The 18,056-nt window shown below is 35.8% G+C and carries 22 protein-coding genes; 16 read left to right on the top strand and 6 right to left on the bottom strand.

What is annotated here, in order from left to right; all coding sequences use genetic code 11:
* Positions 1 to 181: 181 nt before the first annotated feature.
* The 5 genes from trpD to ACQ2HF_RS08595 form a co-directional block, all read right to left on the bottom strand.
* Positions 182 to 1,174: an anthranilate phosphoribosyltransferase gene (trpD, locus tag ACQ2HF_RS08575; RefSeq protein WP_432410018.1), complete on the bottom strand. Its 993-nt coding sequence runs from the start codon at positions 1,172 to 1,174 to the stop codon at positions 182 to 184.
* 94 nt (positions 1,175 to 1,268) lie between these two features.
* Entirely contained in the window at positions 1,269 to 1,865 is a 597-nt protein-coding gene (locus ACQ2HF_RS08580) for an anthranilate synthase component II (protein ID WP_432410019.1), read from the bottom strand.
* A gap of 69 nt (positions 1,866 to 1,934) precedes the next feature.
* A complete protein-coding gene (locus ACQ2HF_RS08585) occupies positions 1,935 to 3,356 on the bottom strand; it encodes an anthranilate synthase component I family protein (protein WP_432410020.1) in 1,422 nt (473 codons plus the stop codon).
* A gap of 256 nt (positions 3,357 to 3,612) precedes the next feature.
* Positions 3,613 to 4,182, bottom strand: coding sequence for a YceI family protein (locus tag ACQ2HF_RS08590; RefSeq protein ID WP_432410021.1), 570 nt, complete (start codon positions 4,180 to 4,182; stop codon positions 3,613 to 3,615).
* Between the two features lie 18 nt (positions 4,183 to 4,200).
* Positions 4,201 to 4,653 (bottom strand): MarR family winged helix-turn-helix transcriptional regulator, encoded by a 453-nt coding sequence (locus ACQ2HF_RS08595; protein WP_432410022.1) that lies wholly within the window; start codon positions 4,651 to 4,653, stop codon positions 4,201 to 4,203.
* A 120-nt stretch (positions 4,654 to 4,773) separates the two neighbouring features.
* On the opposite strand from ACQ2HF_RS08595, the gene ACQ2HF_RS08600 reads away from it, so the two are divergent.
* The 10 genes from ACQ2HF_RS08600 to ACQ2HF_RS08645 all read left to right on the top strand — a co-directional run bounded on the left by ACQ2HF_RS08600 (position 4,774) and on the right by ACQ2HF_RS08645 (position 10,783).
* Positions 4,774 to 5,346, top strand: coding sequence for a TlpA disulfide reductase family protein (locus ACQ2HF_RS08600; RefSeq protein WP_432410023.1), 573 nt, complete (start codon positions 4,774 to 4,776; stop codon positions 5,344 to 5,346).
* A 134-nt stretch (positions 5,347 to 5,480) separates the two neighbouring features.
* Positions 5,481 to 6,056 (top strand): thioredoxin family protein, encoded by a 576-nt coding sequence (locus tag ACQ2HF_RS08605; protein WP_432413072.1) that lies wholly within the window; start codon positions 5,481 to 5,483, stop codon positions 6,054 to 6,056.
* Between the two features lie 81 nt (positions 6,057 to 6,137).
* Positions 6,138 to 6,452, top strand: coding sequence for a rhodanese-like domain-containing protein (locus tag ACQ2HF_RS08610; RefSeq protein WP_432410024.1), 315 nt, complete (start codon positions 6,138 to 6,140; stop codon positions 6,450 to 6,452).
* Positions 6,452 to 6,847, top strand: a complete 396-nt coding sequence (locus ACQ2HF_RS08615) for a rhodanese-like domain-containing protein (protein ID WP_432410025.1) — start codon at positions 6,452 to 6,454, stop codon at positions 6,845 to 6,847. Before ACQ2HF_RS08610 ends, ACQ2HF_RS08615 begins: the two co-directional genes overlap by 1 nt.
* A 122-nt stretch (positions 6,848 to 6,969) precedes the next feature.
* Complete coding sequence (locus tag ACQ2HF_RS08620) at positions 6,970 to 7,347, top strand: hypothetical protein (RefSeq protein ID WP_432410026.1); 378 nt, start codon at positions 6,970 to 6,972, stop codon at positions 7,345 to 7,347.
* 356 nt (positions 7,348 to 7,703) lie between these two features.
* Positions 7,704 to 7,895 carry a cold-shock protein gene (locus ACQ2HF_RS08625; protein WP_432410027.1) on the top strand — a complete coding sequence of 64 codons (192 nt, stop codon included), beginning with the start codon at positions 7,704 to 7,706 and terminating at the stop codon, positions 7,893 to 7,895.
* A gap of 64 nt (positions 7,896 to 7,959) precedes the next feature.
* A complete protein-coding gene (locus tag ACQ2HF_RS08630) occupies positions 7,960 to 8,100 on the top strand; it encodes a hypothetical protein (protein ID WP_432410028.1) in 141 nt (46 codons plus the stop codon).
* 402 nt (positions 8,101 to 8,502) lie between these two features.
* Positions 8,503 to 8,904, top strand: coding sequence for an ACT domain-containing protein (locus ACQ2HF_RS08635; RefSeq protein WP_432410029.1), 402 nt, complete (start codon positions 8,503 to 8,505; stop codon positions 8,902 to 8,904).
* 147 nt (positions 8,905 to 9,051) lie between these two features.
* The gene (locus tag ACQ2HF_RS08640; RefSeq protein ID WP_432410030.1) at positions 9,052 to 9,912 is read left to right on the top strand and encodes an alpha/beta fold hydrolase; all 861 of its coding nucleotides are present in this window, start codon (positions 9,052 to 9,054) and stop codon (positions 9,910 to 9,912) included.
* Positions 9,913 to 9,934: 22 nt separating this feature from the next.
* Positions 9,935 to 10,783, top strand: a complete 849-nt coding sequence (locus ACQ2HF_RS08645) for an SDR family oxidoreductase (RefSeq protein ID WP_432410031.1) — start codon at positions 9,935 to 9,937, stop codon at positions 10,781 to 10,783.
* A 41-nt stretch (positions 10,784 to 10,824) separates the two neighbouring features.
* Here ACQ2HF_RS08645 and ACQ2HF_RS08650 read toward each other — a convergent pair whose 3' ends face one another.
* On the bottom strand, positions 10,825 to 11,709 hold the full coding sequence (locus ACQ2HF_RS08650; RefSeq protein WP_432410032.1) for an AraC family transcriptional regulator: 885 nt from the start codon (positions 11,707 to 11,709) through the stop codon (positions 10,825 to 10,827).
* Positions 11,710 to 11,866: 157 nt separating this feature from the next.
* Between ACQ2HF_RS08650 and ACQ2HF_RS08655 the strand changes: the two genes are divergently transcribed.
* The 6 genes from ACQ2HF_RS08655 to ACQ2HF_RS08680 all read left to right on the top strand — a co-directional run bounded on the left by ACQ2HF_RS08655 (position 11,867) and on the right by ACQ2HF_RS08680 (position 17,984).
* On the top strand, positions 11,867 to 12,874 hold the full coding sequence (locus ACQ2HF_RS08655; RefSeq protein WP_432410033.1) for a zinc-binding alcohol dehydrogenase family protein: 1,008 nt from the start codon (positions 11,867 to 11,869) through the stop codon (positions 12,872 to 12,874).
* Between the two features lie 38 nt (positions 12,875 to 12,912).
* The gene (locus tag ACQ2HF_RS08660; RefSeq protein ID WP_432410034.1) at positions 12,913 to 13,719 is read left to right on the top strand and encodes an SDR family NAD(P)-dependent oxidoreductase; all 807 of its coding nucleotides are present in this window, start codon (positions 12,913 to 12,915) and stop codon (positions 13,717 to 13,719) included.
* 73 nt (positions 13,720 to 13,792) lie between these two features.
* Positions 13,793 to 14,911, top strand: a complete 1,119-nt coding sequence (locus ACQ2HF_RS08665; protein ID WP_432410035.1) for an esterase-like activity of phytase family protein — start codon at positions 13,793 to 13,795, stop codon at positions 14,909 to 14,911.
* Between the two features lie 28 nt (positions 14,912 to 14,939).
* Complete coding sequence (locus ACQ2HF_RS08670; protein ID WP_432410036.1) at positions 14,940 to 15,317, top strand: nuclear transport factor 2 family protein; 378 nt, start codon at positions 14,940 to 14,942, stop codon at positions 15,315 to 15,317.
* A 66-nt stretch (positions 15,318 to 15,383) separates the two neighbouring features.
* Complete coding sequence (locus ACQ2HF_RS08675; RefSeq protein WP_432410037.1) at positions 15,384 to 16,001, top strand: MarC family protein; 618 nt, start codon at positions 15,384 to 15,386, stop codon at positions 15,999 to 16,001.
* A gap of 93 nt (positions 16,002 to 16,094) precedes the next feature.
* Positions 16,095 to 17,984: a monovalent cation:proton antiporter-2 (CPA2) family protein gene (locus tag ACQ2HF_RS08680; protein ID WP_432410038.1), complete on the top strand. Its 1,890-nt coding sequence runs from the start codon at positions 16,095 to 16,097 to the stop codon at positions 17,982 to 17,984.
* The last annotated feature ends 72 nt before the right edge of the window (positions 17,985 to 18,056 follow it).

Here is an 18,056-nt window from a genome sequence, read left to right on the forward strand (position 1 = left end):
TCTCCCGGAGGGAGAGTTCTTTATTTAGTTATTAATAAAAAACGATTTCAAGATAATTAGGAAACGATTTTTACTTTTGTTATTTATACCTTATACCTTATACCTTATACCTTATACCTTGTACCTTGTACCTTGTACCTTGTACCTCATACCTCATACCTCGTCACTCGTTATTCGTACTTTAGTCTGAGAGTTGTTGAAGCACCCGCAAGCTTTCCAATGCTTTCCCGGACGCCAGGCTTTCCTTCGCTTTTTCAAATCCAGTTACAATGCTACATTTTTCAACGGTTGCAATGGCTAAAGCGGCATTGGCGCACACCACGTTGTTATGTGCTTGGGTTCCTTTTCCTTCTAAAATTTCAGTAAATATCTTTGCAGAAGCTTCCACCGTTTCACCACCATAAATATCGGATTGCTTAATTTGTGGAACGCCAAACGTTTCTGGAGTTAAGATGCTTTCGGTGCTATTTGAAATTATTTTTACGGGACCCGTTAAAGCAACTTCGTCATACCCATCCATAGCATGAAGTATCGCGTAATTTTTTGTGCCTTTTTGATAGAGGTAGCCATATTTTCTGGCTAATTCTAAATTGAAAACACCCACTAACTGATTTTTCGGAAATGCCGGATTTACCATGGGGCCCAGCATGTTGAAAAATGTTTTTACCCCTAACTCCCGCCTCATGGGTGCTACATTTTTCATAGCAGGGTGGAAGAGGGGCGCGTGTAAAATACAGATATTAGCTTCTTCCAGGCAACGGAGTAAAAAACTGGAATCGGTACTGAATTTAATTCCTAATTGCTCCATAACATTACTACTTCCGCTAATAGAAGAAACGCCATAATTACCGTGTTTGGTCACTTTAACTCCAGCGCCAGCCGTTACAAAACTCGCCAAAGTTGAAATGTTGAAGGTGTTTTTTCCATCACCACCCGTACCACATAAGTCTATGGTATTATAATCGCTCACATCTACCTTGAGGCACAAATCCAATAGCGCATCACGGAAGCCTTCCAATTCTTCAATTGAAACACTTCGCATCATATACACGGTTAGGAATGCTGCTATCTGGCTGTTGTTATACTTGCCTTCGCTTATGTTTACCAACACATCGCGCGCCTCCTCTTTGGTGAGTTGCTCGTGGTTTATTAATCTGTTGAGTACTTGTTTCAATGTTTAAAGTTTATATGTTTATGCGTTTAGTCCCTCACCGAACTTTATCTACGGTCTGCGACCTTGAAAAGTTCGACTCTCCCGGAGGGAGAGTTTAAAGTTCCTCCCCTCTGGGGAGGCTAGGTGGGGACTCTACCCAGTTTTTAATTATTTGCTTCCCTTTTGGAGTTAAGACACTTTCGGGATGAAATTGTACCCCTCTTATGTCTAACTCTCTATGGCGAAGGGACATGATTTGTCCGTTTTCGTCTATGGAGGTGATTTCCAAACTATCGGGGAAATTTTCTTTGGAAACAACCCAGGAGTGGTAGCGGCCAATTTCTATTTCGTTTCCTAAATCCTTGAATAACGGTTCGTCATTCACTAAAATTTCGGCCTTCGTAGCTACGCCGTGAAAGACTTTACTTAAATTAGTAAGGGAACCACCAAAAACTTCCCCAATAGCTTGTTGTCCTAGGCAAACACCAAAAATTGGTTTTATACCTGCGTACTTTTTGATAACATCTTTTAATAAACCAGCTTCGTCTGGAATTCCCGGCCCGGGTGAAAGCATAATTTTATCGTATGCAGCTAGTTCATCCAGATGAAATTGATCGTTACGTATCACAGTTACATCACAATCTAGTTCCTCTAAATAGTGGACGAGATTGTAAACAAAGCTGTCGTAGTTATCTATTACTAGTATTTTCATATTTTGACTCCGCTACATATGCGGGATTTTTTATTAACCATTCGGTCTCATTAGAATTTAATTCCCCTTTTAAGGGGCTATTTCTTCGGCTAATTCTAGCGCTTTTGTTAGGGCTCCTAGTTTGTTGTATACTTCTTGTAATTCACTTTCTGGATTGCTTCCAGAAACAATTCCCGCGCCTGCCTGATAATTGAGCGAATGATTTTTACTCACAAAAGACCGTATGATAATGGCGTGGTTATAATTGCCTTTAAAATCCATAAAACCAATGGCTCCTCCGTAAAATTCACGATTGGTGTTTTCGTATTTTTCCAACAATTGCATCGCCTTGTGCTTGGGTGCGCCACTTAAGGTTCCTGCCGGAAAAGTATCTGCGACTACTTGCATGGTGCTCGTACCTTGGTGTATTTTTGCCGTCACTTTGCTCACTAAATGAATTACGTGACTAAAAAACTGAACCTCTCTGTACGTTTCCACTTTTACGCCACTCCCATGGCGGCTCAAATCGTTTCTGGCCAAATCTACCAGCATTACGTGTTCGCTATTTTCTTTGTCGTCTTCAGATAATTGTTTTGCCAGGATGGCGTCTTGTTCGTCATTTCCAGTTCTCTTAAAGGTGCCCGCTATAGGATGGATTTCAGCAATTCCATCTTTAACTACTAGCTGAGCTTCTGGCGAACTTCCGAAAATTTTAAAATTTCCGTAGTCAAAATAAAACAAATAAGGTGATGGATTTATACTGCGTAAGGCACGATATACATTAAATTCGTCTCCCGTAAAACCTTGCGTAAAGCGTTTGCTGGGTACAATTTGGAATACATCGCCACGAGCGCAATGTTGTTTGCATTTTTCTACTAAGATTTTGAAATCTTCATCTTCAAGGTTGGTGGTGGGTTCGCCGTTTCTTTTGAAAGGATACTCGGCAAAATCTTTAGACTTTAAGAGTTGTTCTATTTCTGAAATATTACTTTCAGATTCATAGTTATGTGAAAAAATATAGGCTTCGTTATTAAAGTGGTTAATGGCGATGATGTTTTGGTACACCGCGTAATACATATCTGGAATGTTAAGCGATGCCTTTGATTTGTCCACTTCAATATTTTCAAAATAACGAACGGCATCATAGGCTGTAAAACCAAAGATCCCATTATTGATGAATTTGTACGTTTTGTCAGATTTAGAATCGAAGGAATTTGAAAATGCTTCTAGTGATTTCACAACGTTTTCCCCCCTCGTTCCCCCCGAAGGGGGGATGTGCGCAGAAGTTGTTGTGCCATCGGGAAAGGTTTGGGTTATTACTTCATTTTCAACTTTAAAAGAAGCGATTGGATTACAACAGATGTAGCTAAAACTATTATCGTTGGCATGATAATCACTACTTTCTAATAACAAGCTATTAGGGAATTTATCGCGCAGACGTAAGTAAACAGAAACGGGTGTAAGCGTATCTGCTAATAATTTTTTGGAATGGGTTGTTAAGGTATATTTCATAAAAGTTTGAACTCCTGATTTTAAAAACTCTAGCTGTTCATTAGGTTTCGATGGCGCTTAACCAGGTATTTCCAGCGTTATTTTAATAAATAAAAAAAGGCTTATCGTGAAGATAAGCCTTTATATGATAGTACATACTTGGGATAGCTCACGACGTTTTACGTAAGGGATTCCACCACCAAGAATGTGTATTTGTGTTTTTCATAATTCAGTTTCAAATATAGAAATGTAATTTTAAACTACAAGCAACAAAATCTTAAAATTTCAGCAAAACGTCTAGAGTGAAGTTATCACTAATGGCGTTATCACCCAAATTGTCTGCAAAACTTCCAGATCCGTAACGGATGTCGAATTTTGTACGGTCAATTTTGAAACTGGCTTGTGCAGCGCTTTCTCCCATTTCAAGATCAAAAGCTACGGCCTCTGTATGTCCTTTAATAGTAATATTGGCTTTTACGGCATAAGTGTTACCGTCTTTGGTAGCACTGTTAATTACTAGCACGGAAGTAGGATGATTTTCTACTCCAAAGAAATCGCCACTTTTGAGGTGTCCTTCCAATTTTCCTTTGTTTTCTCCTTCAAGGTCTGTTACGTTAATAGTGGTCATATCTACTGTGAACATTCCGCCCACTAAGTTGTCGCCGTCCATTTCCAGGAAGCCGTCTTTTAATTGAATGGTACCCGTGTGAGAACCAAGGATTTTCTTTCCTTTCCATTCAATCTGGCTTTCTTTAATATTTATTTTCTTTTTCATATTTATAGGATTTGTAAATGCTGAAGCTGCTACAACGACAGCAATTATTAATAAAGATTTAATTGTTTTCATGATTTTTTGTTTTTGAGTTTATGATCTTAGTTTATCTAATAAATTGTTTAATATTTCTAATTCTGTATGGGTAAGGTTACTTACATTTTTCTTGTTATTTTCTACTACTATAGGATCCAGCGTGCTTAATAGCTGGAGGCCATCTTCAGTAATAAAAATTTCAATTTTTCTTCGGTTTTTTGCGCATACCTGGCGGAGTACCCATCCTTTTTTTAAAAGTTTATCGACCAAACGTGTCGTATTACTATTCTTATCTATCATTCGTTCCTGTAATGTAGAAAGATTTGCTGGCTTTCCGCGTTGGCCTCTAAGGATGCGAAGGACATTAAATTGTTGTGAAGATAAGTCGTACTCTTTTAAAATACCCTGGAAAGATTCTTCCAGTACGCGACTTGTAAAAGTAATGTTTATAACCGTTTTGGCGGTTATTTCCATCTTACCAGTAGCTTTTATAGCTTCTTCAATTTTCATAGTTGTTGTTACAATATTTGTACATACAAATGTAGTGTAAATTTTGATTCAAGATTTATTTTATCATTTATTTAACGTGTTATCAAAATTGGCAATCGATCTTATGCATATTTTTATCGTATGAAACTATTACTGAGCGTACTATTAGCAATTTTGTTAGTATCCTGCGGAAACAATACCGAAAAGGATCTATTAAAAGCCGATGCTGTTGTGAAAACCATCACAAAGGCTACAACCCATACCACTGAAGGAACCGAAAATGCTACTTATGACGAATTAGAACTCATGAATTTTACTGAATTTGAAGCGAGATACCTTCAGCAACCGTCTTCAGAAACAACCTATGTGATTAATTTTTGGGCTACGTGGTGCAAACCTTGTATAAAAGAATTACCCTACTTTGAAGAATTGAATAAGAACTACAAAGACAAACATGTGAAAGTAGTTTTGGTGAGTTTAGATTTTCCGAAGCAGGTAGAAAAGCAGGTAATCCCTTTTATAAAAAAACACAATTTGAAAAGTGAGATTATACTGCTAGACGATCCGGATGCAAACACTTGGATCCCTAAAGTGAGCGATATGTGGAGTGGTGCTATTCCAGCAACCCTATTTGTAAAGGGGGATAAACAAAAGTTTTTTGAAACATCTTTTACTTACACCGAATTAGAAACTGAATTAAAAACAATTTTATAATTAATATTATGAAAACAATTTTTTTAAAATTCGCAACCTTTGTTGCAGTTACAGCCCTTTTTGTAGCCTGCCAGGAAACCAAAGAGAAAGAAATAGCTACCATAGTTGAAACAGCTCCTGGTAAGGAAGTAGCCATGATAGGCACAGAAGAAGATATTGCTACGAAGGGATACGGCATAGGCGATGTAGCTACAGACTTTAAACTGAAAGATGTAACTGGCAAAATGGTATCGCTTAGCGATTATAAAGATGCCAAAGGTTTTGTTGTAATCTTTACATGTAATACCTGCCCATTTGCTGTAGCGAGTGAGGATAGAATTATTGCGTTGGATAAAAAATACAAAGAAAAAGGGTATCCAGTAATTGCCATTAATCCTAACGATCCAGAATTACAGCCAGACGACACATTTGAGTTGATGCAAGCAAAGGCAAAGGATAAAGGATTTACATTTCCATATCTGTATGATACTTCAAACTCGGTGTATGCAAGTTACGGCGCAACCAAGACACCACATGTATATTTGTTGAAAAAGGAAGACAAAGGCAATGTGGTTAAGTATATAGGAGCTATAGATGATAATGTACGTGACGGAGATGCCGTTAAAGATCAATTTTTGGCTAAAGCTATCGATGAGCTGTTATCTGGCAAACAAGTTTCGGTAACAGAAACCAAGGCTATTGGCTGTTCTGTAAAGCAGAAGAAGGCTTAGTTTATAATATTTTTAACAAAACAATCCGCTACAGTACATATCTGTGGCGGATTTTTTACATTTGTTGAAATTTAATTTATTATGCAAGACCTAACACAAGAGCAGTGGCACAAGAAAATTATTGAAGATGCCACTGGAGTTATTCTCGATGTACGTACCCCACACGAGGTTGACGAAGGTATTATCCCCAACGCACAGCACTTAGATATTCAGAATGCACCATCTTTTATGGCGGGTGCTCAAGAGTTGGATAAAGCTAAAAACTATTATGTATATTGTCGTTCTGGCGGAAGAAGCGCCCAGGCATGTATGATTTTAGAGTCAATGGGTTTTGAAAATACATATAACTTATTAGGAGGATTTAGCGAATGGACCGGTGATAAAACCAATTTATAATGAAAAAATTCTTATTTCTCTTTTTAATTGCAATAGGTATAGCAACGTCTTGTTCTCAACCCAGTAAAGAAGTTCAAACTGTGAGTCCGCAAGAAGTGTATGATGCAGTGTATAATAAAAGCAATTCTTCATTGCAAGTAGTAGACGTAAGAACCGCAGAAGAATATGGAGTATCCCATTTAAAAGATGCTCAAAATATTTGTGTGACTGAAGATGATTTTCAGGAAAAAGTAAAAAACTTACATAAAGACGAACCGGTGTATGTGTATTGTAAATCTGGAGGTAGAAGTGCAAGAGCAGCAAAAATACTTGCTGAAATGGGTTTCACTAAGATATATGATTTAGAAGGGGGTATCACGGCTTGGGAAGAAGATGGACTGGAAACAAATAACTAAAACTTCTTAAATTCCTTAACACATTGATTTTATTGAAGTTAAATTGAAGCTAAAGGAACTTCAATTAACGCAATCTTCACATAGTGGTTTATACATTTATATAAATCAAATTCATAACCCCTATGAAAGATCAAGATCAGATTATCCAGGAAGAAATGAGAAAGCTTATTAAAAGAAGTTGCCAGTTTACAGAGAATCTAAGCAAAGATTATTATGGTTTTCAGAAGTCGCTTATAAAGTTTTACTTTGGAGCAATAGATGTTGTCATAGATTTTGATAAAGAAACTATCTTACTCTGGAATTCAAAACCAAGAACACCAAAAGATTATAACCTCTATGATATTAATGAGGCTGTAGCAACAAAAATTTCCTATAGTAACTTAGAAGAGACACTCAAAGGATGCTTAGAAAAAGGTGACATGCAAACCCGTTTTTACAAAACAATGTTGTTTCATTACAGTAGAGTTGAAGAAAACAGCGCAATGCCTGTAAGCGCTTAATAGAGTTTTTTAATAAACAAAGTACAATACAACCACTCTCATTAGAGTGGTTTTTTTCATGTTCGCTATTTTCCCAATAATAAGCCAAATAGAGTAGTAGGTCATTTATTCAACGTATATTTGCAATGTTAAAAAGTGAGTTCGCTTGTATTATTAGTACCCTTCTAGAGTAATTAATCCATTCCTTTCTTTTTTTTCCGAAGCTATAAAAGTAATAATCATATTCTATGATATTTGCTTTGTACAGTTAGTGATGTATGATTTTTGCCTGAGTATTTCAGCAAAGTATATTGCGGTTTTTGTTTCAATTATGAAATAGAAATTTAAGTAACAATTAATTTTAAAAGAGTACCAAAATGAAAGAAGGAACAGTAAAATTCTTTAACAACTCAAAAGGATTCGGATTTATTAAGCCAGCAGATGGTGGAGACGATGTATTTGTGCACACAACAAACCTAATCGATGAGATTAGAGAAGATGACACCGTGCAATACGAAGAAGAAATGGGCCGTAAAGGTATCACAGCCGTACGCGTTCAGTTGGTTTAATCACCAGTTAAACAATAACAAAACCTGTCTCGAAAGAGACGGGTTTTTTTGTGGGTTTAATTTTATGAAAAAATCTTTGTTGAGTGATCGTGGAGCTACTCGCAGGAGTCAGATTTTTGAAGAACCAGGACCAGAATTAGTGGTGTTTCGTTTTGCTGAAAACAGATTGCCCTATTTTAAATCGAAACCAATTCATCCTTATTAAGATGAATTTACGGAAACCGATAAAATAAATTTCGTTTTTATCATTTGTTAAAGAGTTTCTCCCAAATGTTTAGGACTTTTGTACTATAGCGTTATTCTCTATTATCGGTAGTAAAATTGTTTTTACCTTTTCAGAAATAGGAATAATCTAAAACCTTATTTAAAAAAATAGTGAGATATGTTAACCGTAAAAACAGAAACGAAAGAATAAAAAAAAATATAATTTGTAGTTACGAGAAGATACGTTAACAGATCGTGGCGCTATTTTCGAAAAGTCAGCGCCCTTTACTTCCCAGGTAATTAAAGACCAAAGGTTAATCACTGGCAAAACCCACAACCTGCTCATAGTGTTGGTAAGGCTACCTTACATGGGTTACAAAGACTAATTAAAAGTGTTGAATAGATGAAAGGAGAAAAAAATTTAGAGGTACTTTTAAAATCAATGAAACCTAAACACAATGTAGGCGAATTTGTATTTTGTACAACAGAAAATTTGGAGCAACTTAATTTGAGCCAAGTCATAATGACGTTTAAAGAAGAAGAAAGCGTGACCATTATTTTGGAAAAGGAAGTCGCAGACAAACTAAATTTAAACTATTCTTTTATTGCGTCCTGGATTACACTTACAGTGCATTCTGCTTTAGAAGCAGTTGGTTTAACAGCCGCGTTTTCAAATGCATTATCCGAAAATGATATTAGTTGTAATGTTGTTGCAGCATATTATCACGACCATATTTTTGTCGATAAAAAAGATTCAAAAAGAGCGTTACAAGTTTTAACCAATTTAGCTACTACCTGTGATTAGAGCATGCAAGCCTAATGATAATGGATATTTACTTACAGTCCTCAATTGTAACGTTCTGAAATTCTTTGATAACAACCAAATAAGTGATTTTGAAGAATAGCTAGCGTATAAGGAAAAACCTATCTAACTATAGAATTGAATACCATTATGAAATACTATTATTTTCTATTTACCCTACTGCTTTTTTGTTTGTGCAGTACTTCCTGTACGGTGCTACAATGGCGAAAGTCTGACCAGGGTATTCAACAGAAATTTAAAGACGTAGAAATCGAAAGTGAAATATCCTATTTTAAAGTAGATAGCCTGGATTTAAATATTCGAATTCAAGAAATTCAATCTGAAGGTAAAAATGTGAATCTCGTATTCATTCACGGAGCACCGAGTTCCCTTTCCACTTGGGAAGGATACATGATGGATTCTACGCTTGTAGCAACTACAAACATGTATGCCATAGACAGACCGGGTTATGGCTATTCAAATTTTGGCACTGCAATAACATCTATTGATGCTCAGGCTCAACTCATGAATGCTATCATCAACGATAAGAAATTAGAAAATGTAATTGCAATTGGTTCCTCCTACGGTGGTCCTATAGCGGCAAGAGTTGGTTTTTTAAACGCTAACGTTAAAGCGGTGGTGATGATTTCACCTGCAATCGATCCAAATAATGAGAAGGATATTTGGGCATCACGACTTACCCAATGGAAAGTAACACGATGGTTAGTTCCAACAGCCTACCGTGTTGCGGGGGATGAAAAATCAGCGCACGCAAAGGAACTTGCATTGATGGAAGAAGATTGGCAGCACCTTACTGTTCCCGTTTTACATATTCATGGAGACATCGACGATATCGTTCCTTATGAAAACATAAACTATAGCAAAGAAAAATTTCAGCAGATAGAAGTGATTTCTATTTCAGAAAAAGGACACGAGATTTCTTATAAGAATACCGAGCTTGTCATTCCTCATTTAATTGAGCTTATCAATCAAATTAAAGAGGGTAACTAAACATACACAAAGGACTAAAATTATGAAAATAGCAGTAACATCGGCAAGTGGACAGTTGGGGTCAGCGATCGTAAAAGAGTTGATAGAGCAAATCGGGAAAGACAACGTCATAGGCATAGCGCGCACACCTGAAAATGCAAAACATCTGGGCATTGAAATCAGAAAAGCAGATTACGACAATCGTCAGGACTTTGACAAAGCGTTACAAGGAATTGATACTGTTCTTTTGGTTTCGGGTATGGCGGAACCTCAAAAAAGAATTCAGCAACACAGAAATGTTATTGAAGCAGCAAAAAGCAATGGCGTAAAAAAAATAGTCTATACCAGTATTGTTGGGGACGCAGAGAAAAACGCATTTAGTCCTGTTGTGCAATCTAATCGCCAAACAGAAAAAGATATCCAAAATTCAGGTCTCGATTGGTGCATTGGAAGAAACGGGATTTACATTGAACCAGATTTAGAGTATATAGCTACGTATATAAAAGAAGGTGAAATTAGAAATTGTGCGGGTGATGGAAAATGCACCTACACCAGCAGAGCAGAATTGGGAGTTGCGTACGCCAAAATGCTATTAGAAGAAAAACATAATGGACAAATTTACAATCTTGTAGGCGAGCCTATTACCCAGACCCAGCTTGCAGATTATATTAACCAAGTTTATAACACCCGCCTTGTTTATAATCCGGTTTCAGTTGAAGCCTATGCAACAGAAAGAAAAGCAGCGTTGGGCGATTTTATTGGAACCGTAATAGCTGGTATTTACGAAGGGATTCAATCAGGCGCGAACGATATACGTTCAGATTATGAAGAGGCGTCGGGAAGGCCACACAAACTACCAGTTGAAATGATTAAAGCGGTAAAAAATAATTAAGCAAAAGTCAGGCACTTTATTGATACTGAAATTACTAAAAATCAAACTGCACAAGCACTTCGCTTTAATAACATATACTCACCGTTACTTTTAAACTCACGAATTGAAGTACCAGTATAACGCTTAAAAGTCTTTGAGAGATGACTTACATCGGTAAAGCTTAATTCATCGGCAATTTCGGTAAGCGTGAAATCGGAATTTAGTAATCGGATTTCTACCAGTTTCAGCTTCGCTTTAATAATATACTCCCGGAGCGGCATATTGACTTGTTTTTTGAAAAATTCACTCACATAGGTAGACGACATTCTAAAAACCTCTGCCAGGTTTTCGATCTTGAGAAGTTCTGTTTTATTGATGTTTTCATTAATGTAGGTCAGCATTTTAGTAATTCTTTCATCAGCGTTGTTTTGCAAAACTTCGTAATGACTACCTCTTTTTACATTTCGTATAAGAATTTCCAAAACACTTGTCATTAAACTTGTGATAAGTGAAATAGATTCTTCGCCAAATCCTCTGGATTCCTGTAAAATCATATCTATTAGCCTTTCGATATGTTGTCTGTCAGCTTCTTTTTTAATGATATCACCAGGCAATTGGTTGTAGTTTGAAAGGATATAAGCGGCTTCCTTGAACCATTCATTTCTGTCTATAGTATTTCGATTGATGGTTTTAAAAAACGAATCATTAAATTTTAAGAATACAAATTTTGACGGTTTTTCAATAGTAAAGGAATGACATTTTAATGGCGGTAACAAAAAGATACTTCCTTTGCCATAAGGGTATTCGTTGTAGTTAATACATTGAGTGCCTTCCCCATCAAGGATCAAAACCAATTCGAAAAAATTGTTTTTAACGGGACGTTGTTTCCATTCTGAAAGTTCTATTTCTTGTATTTCAAAAGGTTTATAGGCTTCTAATACTTGCATAATTGACTATTTATGATGCAAAACTAGATAAATAATGAAGTTTCAGCAATTAAAATACAGGTAAAACCTTTAAAAGTACATAAATACCCAATTTAGATACATCGTTTGCTTTATGAACACCGTATATCTTTGTAGTATAATTAAAACAAATAATAGTATGAAAGCAATAGGATACAAAAAAAACCTTCCAATAGAAAATATTGAATCGTTACAAGACATAACATTAGATACCCCAAAAGCAAAAGGTAGAGACATATTAGTTGAGATAAAAGCAATTTCAGTAAACCCAGCAGATTATAAAGTTCGCGCTGGAATGCCCGTTGAAGGTGATGGCTGGAAAGTTATTGGTTGGGATGCTGTAGGAATTGTAAAAGAAGTTGGCGAAGATGTTAGCTTATTTAAAGTAGGAGATGAAGTTTGGTATGCTGGCGATTTTACGCGTCAAGGCAGTTATGCTCAATACCAAATAGTAGATGAACGAATTGTAGGTAAAAAACCATCAAGTATATCATTTGCTGAAGCTGCTGCGCTACCATTGACAGCAATTACCGCCTGGGAACTATTGTTTGACAGACTACAAGTGGCTAAAGAAGATGCTACTAAATCTATTTTAGTGATTGGTGCTGCTGGTGGTGTAGGTTCAATTTTGGTTCAATTGGCTAAAAAGCTAACAAAGCTAAACATTATTGGCACTGCTTCCAGAGAAGAAACCACCTCTTGGCTGAAAGAATTGGGGGCAGATAAGGTTATTAACCATAGACATAAATTAAGTGATGAGTTTGAGAAATATCAACTTCCTGCACCAGATTACGTAGTAAGTTTAAATGGTACCGAGCAGCACTTAGACGAGATTGTTAAATTAATAAAACCACAAGGGAAATTTGGTTTTATAGACGATCCAAAATCGGTAAATGTTATGCCTTTTAAACATAAAGCGGTGTCTACGCATATAGAGTTTATGTTTACCAGATCTATGTTTCAAACAGAAGATATGCAAGAGCAACATACCCTTTTAAATGAAGTGTCTACACTTATAGACAACGGAACCATTAAAACTACTCTAGGCGAAAATTTCGGAACCATAAACGCAGAAAACATGCGTAAAGCCCACGCTTTTTTAGAAACAGGCAAAGCAAAAGGTAAGATCGTATTAGAAGGATTTTAATTCAAAAATCATCCAAACAAAATAGACTAAATTACATCATGAAAAAAACAATATTAATTACAGGAAGTACAGACGGAATAGGGAAACTTACAGCTTTAAAATTAGCCAAAGAAGGACATACTATTTATGTGCACGGGAGAAATGATACCAAATTACAGAGCGTTATTTCTGAAATAAAAGAAGCTTCAAACAATAATAACATTAAAGGTTTTGTTGCAGATTTTTCAGATTTAGAAGCGGTTTCAAGAATGGCAGAACAGATTACTACTGAAGTACCTAAAATTGATGTATTAATCAATAATGCGGGTATTTTCAAAAGTAAGGTTAGTCAGAATAAAAACGGACTGGATATTCGAATGGTGGTTAATTACCTGGCACCTTATGTACTTACGAATGCTATTCTTCCGATTCTAAAAAAATCTGAAGCACCCCGAATTATCAATTTGAGTTCAGCAGCCCAATCCCCGGTTTCGGAAGCTGTTTTAACAGGAGCAAAGCAAGATTCGGAAAATAATACCTATGCGCAAAGTAAATTAGCTTTAACAATGTGGAGTTTTCATTTGGCGAAACAAGTACCTGCTATTTCCGTTATAGCCGTAAATCCAGGGTCGTTATTAAATACTAAAATGGTAAAAGAAGCCTACGGAGAACATTGGTCACCAGCAGAGAAAGGCGTGAATATCTTGTATGATCTGGCACTTTCAGAAGCGTATAAAAATGATTCAGGAAAATATTTTGATAATGACAAAGGGGAAGAAAAAGGCTATTTTTCACCAGCGCATCAAGATGCTTATGATGAAGCTAAGATTTCAAAATTGATTTCTTGGACTACTGCACTCGTTTAAAATTTATGATATTTTCATTATTGAATTAAGAGTACTTTTACCGGCACTTATTTTGGCTTTAAAAACTAATAAAATGACTAAAGTAAAGAAAACGCTATTTGTATGTACAATAATAATGTCTGTGCTTTCTTGTGCGACTAAAAATAACGTTAAAGCAACGGAGTCTACTACTAAATTACGTTTTGTTGATGAATATGTTTTACCAGACGATTTAACATTTGGAGAAACTAGCATAGGAGGCTTATCAGGTATTGATTATGCAAATGGTAATTGGTATGCTATTAGTGATGATAGTAACTCCCCGAGATTCTATAAAGCTTCTGTATCTTATAATATAGAAGGGTTTAAATCAATTGAGATAAATTCGGTTATAAAATTTAAAGATGCAGATGGTAATCTATTGCCTAACGGCATTGTGGATCCTGAGGCTATTAGATACGATAACGAGACGATAGTCTGGACTAGTGAAGGGAATATAAATGATGGATTAAAACCTTTTGTGCGTATTGCAGATACAAACGGAAGATTTGTGAATGAAATGACGCTAACAAATCGCTATTTACCTAACACTGATCCAAGTTTAGGACCTCGTCATAATGGTGTTTTTGAAGGCTTAGCGCTAAGTCTGGACAAACAAGGATATTGGGTAGCAATGGAGTTACCTTTAAAAGAAGATGGAGTTGAAACTACTCTAAATGTTGCAAATTCTCCCGTAAGAATTGCTTTTGTAAATAAAGAAACAGGGCGTTTTGAAAAGGAAATTGTTTATGAGTTAGATAAAGTGGCACGTCCAGCAATTAACGGAACTACTTTTGAACTTAACGGTATTGTAGATTTAATAGAATACGATACAAATAGATTTTTTGTTTTAGAACGTTCGTATTCTATGGGCTACGATGATGGAGGTAATACGGTTAAAATATATGATATAGATGCTAGTAAAGCAACTGATGTGAGCAGTATTAAAAGTTTAAAAGGAGCTAGTTATACCAAAGTAACAAAAAAGCTTTTGTTTAATTTTGAGAACATAAGAAAAGAGCTTACTAACGGTATTGTAGATAATATGGAAGGGCTAACTTTTGGTCCAGATTTTAATAATGGGAATCGCTCTTTAGTAGTGGTAGCGGATAATAACTTTAGCCAATATGGCCCTCAACTAAATCAATTTATTTTGTTTGAAGTAGAAAAGTAGCATTTTAAACCCTGTTAAAAGAGCAGCAATGAACACGCAAGACAACAAAAAAAATGCGATAGCCTTTTACAAAATGGCCTACGAGGGGAATCCCAAAACCGCCATTGATAAATATGTAGGGGCAGAATATATGCAGCATAATCCAGGTGTTGCTGATGGTACAGAAGGATTTATAGCTTATTTTGAACGTATGCAGGATGAGTATCCCAAAAAGTCGATTAACTTTGTTCGCAGTATTGCCGAAGGAGATTTGGTTGCCTTACACACCCATCAAACGTGGCCAGGGAACGACCAATATATCACGATGGATTTTTTCAGGTTTGATGCTAACGGCAAAATAGTAGAACATTGGGATGCTATTCAACAAATACCAGGTAGTTCCAAGAATCTTAACACGATGTATTAAGAATCTGTTATACAAAAGTCAAAAAAAGTTTGTTTCTTTAAATAGTCTAACAAAGTAAAATAATAAATGGATAGCACACTAAGCTTTGCGCTAACAGTATTTACCGGGTTTTTCGCCATAACAAACCCGATTTCAAATATGACGGTCTTTGTTTCTTTGACCGACGGTGCCAATAAAAAGACAAAACATAGCATCAATAAAAGAGCATCAATAATTGCTTTTATTATTGTGAGTGTTTTTGTGCTTTTGGGTCAGTTTATTTTTGAAATGTTTCAAATAAGCATTCCTGCCTTTAAAATCACTGGAGGTATTTTAGTGTTCTATGTTGGGTTTGAAATGTTACAGTCCAAAAAATCTAATGTCAAACACATTAAAGAGGTTGATATAGACGAAAATATTGCCGTTTCACCATTGGCGATACCCATTATTGCAGGGCCGGGAACTATTGTAACTGCCATGAATTTCTCTTCGAACGTAAGTACTATTAAAACTGCCTTAGTAGTTCTAATTTTCGGCTTAATGTGTATTTTAACCTTTCTGACGTTTCGGATGAGTGATTTAATAGTACGGAAACTGGGTAATAATGTGATTTCAGTTATTGGGAAGATAATGGGTTTGATCATAGCCATTATAGGTACGGGTATGATTATAGAAGGAATAAAAATTTCTTTTGATTTCTTTTAATGGAAAATTTGATTAATTTGTTTGAACAAGAGTAACTTAAAGTTAGCCCCAAGATTTTTTTAAAATATCGTAGAACTAGACATTGATTAAAATATGACTGGAAGTATACTTTTTGAAGCCATCGTATTTTTAGCAGGAGCGATTATTTGCGTATCTATTGCCAAACGTCTGGGTTTAAGTTCTGTTATTGGTTATTTGTTAGCAGGTGTTTTAATTGGCCCTTATGTTTTAGGTTTTATAGGGACAGAAGGGGAGGATATTCTTCATTTTGCAGAATTTGGTGTCGTAGTGATGTTATTCTTAATTGGTTTAGAAATTGAACCTAAAAATTTCTGGAACATGCGGAAAACCATTCTTGGAATGGGCGGCTTACAAGTAGCGGGCACACTCTTGCTCTCTTACCTATTATTTATATGGTTAGGTTTTGATTGGAAAGTAGCGCTCGTTATTTCTATGGCTGTCGCATTATCGTCTACTGCCATTGCGATGCAGACCATTAAGGAAAAAGGACTAATGGATACTACTTTTGGAACGTCATCATTTTCAATTTTATTATTTCAAGATCTTATTGTTATTGTGATGCTTGGTGCATTGCCGTTGTTGGCTAATTCAGAAGTTGTTTCTTCCGCAGATCATCCTAAAGAACATGTCAATTTATTAGACAATTTGCCAATGGGTTTTCAGACATTGGCCATTATTTTATCTGTAGTTTTAATCATTGTTGCCGGTAAATACCTAATTGTACCAATGTTGCGTAAAGTAGCTAAAACTGGTGTGCGAGAGTTATTGATCGCAGCAGCTTTTTTAATTGTGTTTGCTATTTCTTTTGTAATGGAATATGTAGGTTTAAGCCCAGCTTTGGGTGCATTTTTAGGGGGAGTAGTACTATCAAATAGTGAATTTAAACACGAACTTGAAAGCACCTTGGAACCTTTCAAGAACTTACTATTAGGTTTGTTTTTTATGGCCGTAGGTGCCTCCATCAATTTTATTGTTATTGCGAAAAGCCCCTTGACAATTGGTGGAATATTACTGGCTATAGTCGCATTAAAGGCGATTGTATTATTTGTTACAGGTCATGTTTTTAAATTGAAATTAGATCAAAAATTATTGCTAACGTTTGGTTTGGCACAAATTGGAGAATTTGCATTTGTATTGTTATCATTTGCCTTTGGTTTGAATATTTTAGATCAGGAACAAATGGATATGATGCTGGTAATAACAGCACTTACTATGTCTCTCACACCCATTATAAGCATTCTTAATGAACGATTGATCCTTCCTAGAATCGGCACCAAGGAATCTGTACAACGACCTATGGATCATATTGCTAAATCACAAAAAATAATCCTGGTTGGTTTTGGACATTTTGGGAGTACTGTTGGACGTTTTTTAAGATCACATGGGGTAGAGGCAACTATTTTAGATCAAGATTCTAATCGAGTCGATTTTCTACGTAAAATGGGATTTGAAGTGTATTATGGAGATGCCACACGATTAGATCTATTAGAATCTGCCGGTATCGCGCAAGCCAAAATCCTTATTTGTGCTGTTGATAACATTAATGCCACAAAACAAATTACTAAAATGGTCAAGGATAAATATCCACATGTAGAACTTCTGATTCGTGCAAAAAACAGATATGAAGCTTACGATCTATTGAATTTAGGGATGGAGAATATATATCGCGAATCGCTGGAAACATCGTTAACCCTGGCAAAAGATGTGTTAAGCAAAATGGGCTTCAGAAAACATACCTTAACTACACAAGTTGAAAATTTTATTAAATATGATGAAGAGATATTAAGACGTTTGGCAAAGGAGCCTAAACGAGGAAACGAGAGTTATATTTTTTTAGCGCGAAAAGAATTAGAGCAGCAGGAAAAAGTCTTAAATGAAGATTTTAAAAGAGGGATTGTAGAATATGATAAACATTTGAATAGTGAGCATATTAGAAAAGCTTCGGAGAAAACAAAAGAATAATGAAACCTCCAGTTGCTAAAGTCTATTTTAAACTTTCAGTTTGTTAGAGTATCACAGCACTCTATTACGTAT

This window comes from Rasiella sp. SM2506 (assembly GCF_050859505.1).
Classification (GTDB): Bacteria; Bacteroidota; Bacteroidia; order Flavobacteriales; family Flavobacteriaceae; genus Marinirhabdus.

Coding starts and splice junctions, on each gene's coding strand:
- ACQ2HF_RS08670 (WP_432410036.1), top strand. CDS start 14,940: ATGAACACGCAAGACAACAAAAAAAATGCGATAGCCTTTTACAAAATG.
- ACQ2HF_RS08620 (WP_432410026.1), top strand. CDS start 6,970: ATGAAAGATCAAGATCAGATTATCCAGGAAGAAATGAGAAAGCTTATT.
- ACQ2HF_RS08625 (WP_432410027.1), top strand. CDS start 7,704: ATGAAAGAAGGAACAGTAAAATTCTTTAACAACTCAAAAGGATTCGGA.
- ACQ2HF_RS08610 (WP_432410024.1), top strand. CDS start 6,138: ATGCAAGACCTAACACAAGAGCAGTGGCACAAGAAAATTATTGAAGAT.
- ACQ2HF_RS08650 (WP_432410032.1), bottom strand. CDS start 11,709: ATGCAAGTATTAGAAGCCTATAAACCTTTTGAAATACAAGAAATAGAA.
- ACQ2HF_RS08640 (WP_432410030.1), top strand. CDS start 9,052: ATGAAATACTATTATTTTCTATTTACCCTACTGCTTTTTTGTTTGTGC.
- ACQ2HF_RS08630 (WP_432410028.1), top strand. CDS start 7,960: ATGAAAAAATCTTTGTTGAGTGATCGTGGAGCTACTCGCAGGAGTCAG.
- ACQ2HF_RS08585 (WP_432410020.1), bottom strand. CDS start 3,356: ATGAAATATACCTTAACAACCCATTCCAAAAAATTATTAGCAGATACG.
- ACQ2HF_RS08590 (WP_432410021.1), bottom strand. CDS start 4,182: ATGAAAACAATTAAATCTTTATTAATAATTGCTGTCGTTGTAGCAGCT.
- ACQ2HF_RS08645 (WP_432410031.1), top strand. CDS start 9,935: ATGAAAATAGCAGTAACATCGGCAAGTGGACAGTTGGGGTCAGCGATC.
- ACQ2HF_RS08680 (WP_432410038.1), top strand. CDS start 16,095: ATGACTGGAAGTATACTTTTTGAAGCCATCGTATTTTTAGCAGGAGCG.
- ACQ2HF_RS08580 (WP_432410019.1), bottom strand. CDS start 1,865: ATGAAAATACTAGTAATAGATAACTACGACAGCTTTGTTTACAATCTC.
- ACQ2HF_RS08665 (WP_432410035.1), top strand. CDS start 13,793: ATGACTAAAGTAAAGAAAACGCTATTTGTATGTACAATAATAATGTCT.
- ACQ2HF_RS08595 (WP_432410022.1), bottom strand. CDS start 4,653: ATGAAAATTGAAGAAGCTATAAAAGCTACTGGTAAGATGGAAATAACC.
- ACQ2HF_RS08600 (WP_432410023.1), top strand. CDS start 4,774: ATGAAACTATTACTGAGCGTACTATTAGCAATTTTGTTAGTATCCTGC.
- ACQ2HF_RS08615 (WP_432410025.1), top strand. CDS start 6,452: ATGAAAAAATTCTTATTTCTCTTTTTAATTGCAATAGGTATAGCAACG.
- ACQ2HF_RS08635 (WP_432410029.1), top strand. CDS start 8,503: ATGAAAGGAGAAAAAAATTTAGAGGTACTTTTAAAATCAATGAAACCT.
- ACQ2HF_RS08675 (WP_432410037.1), top strand. CDS start 15,384: ATGGATAGCACACTAAGCTTTGCGCTAACAGTATTTACCGGGTTTTTC.
- ACQ2HF_RS08605 (WP_432413072.1), top strand. CDS start 5,481: ATGATAGGCACAGAAGAAGATATTGCTACGAAGGGATACGGCATAGGC.
- ACQ2HF_RS08660 (WP_432410034.1), top strand. CDS start 12,913: ATGAAAAAAACAATATTAATTACAGGAAGTACAGACGGAATAGGGAAA.
- ACQ2HF_RS08655 (WP_432410033.1), top strand. CDS start 11,867: ATGAAAGCAATAGGATACAAAAAAAACCTTCCAATAGAAAATATTGAA.